Annotated in this window: 1 protein-coding gene; it reads right to left on the bottom strand. The window is 63.6% G+C overall.

Annotated features, from left to right (window positions below):
* On the bottom strand, window positions 1-316 hold a 316-nt coding region (locus tag GSQ92_RS30695; protein ID WP_216857046.1), incomplete at both ends, for a DUF3991 domain-containing protein.

Here is a 316-nt window from a genome sequence, read left to right as displayed (position 1 = left end):
CACGATGGGCAAACCAAGCACTGCCATGGGGCCCTTCCCGTAGCATGCCGGCGCCGATCGCGACGGACACGACGAGCGTGGGCAGACGGCGTGTCTCGGTCAGATAGCGCCAGGTCGGCGATCCCGGCCGAGGCAGTCGCCGACGCTCCCACTTCACCGCACATGGCACGTCCGGCGCTGGCTTTGCCGACGGCCGCTCGTGGACCGGGAAAGTTGGGCTCAGACCGATGAAGGGGCGGAGAATCTTGCGAATCTCGTCAAAACTCAGGCTCGGATTAAGGAACTGAATTAGCCCGAAGATGTCACCCTTTGCCGT

It is taken from the genome of Acidisoma sp. S159 (genome assembly GCF_009766125.1).
Taxonomy (GTDB): domain Bacteria; phylum Pseudomonadota; class Alphaproteobacteria; order Acetobacterales; family Acetobacteraceae; genus Acidisoma.
Note: the sequence above shows the minus strand (reverse complement) of the source record. Positions and strands in the feature narration are given on the sequence as shown.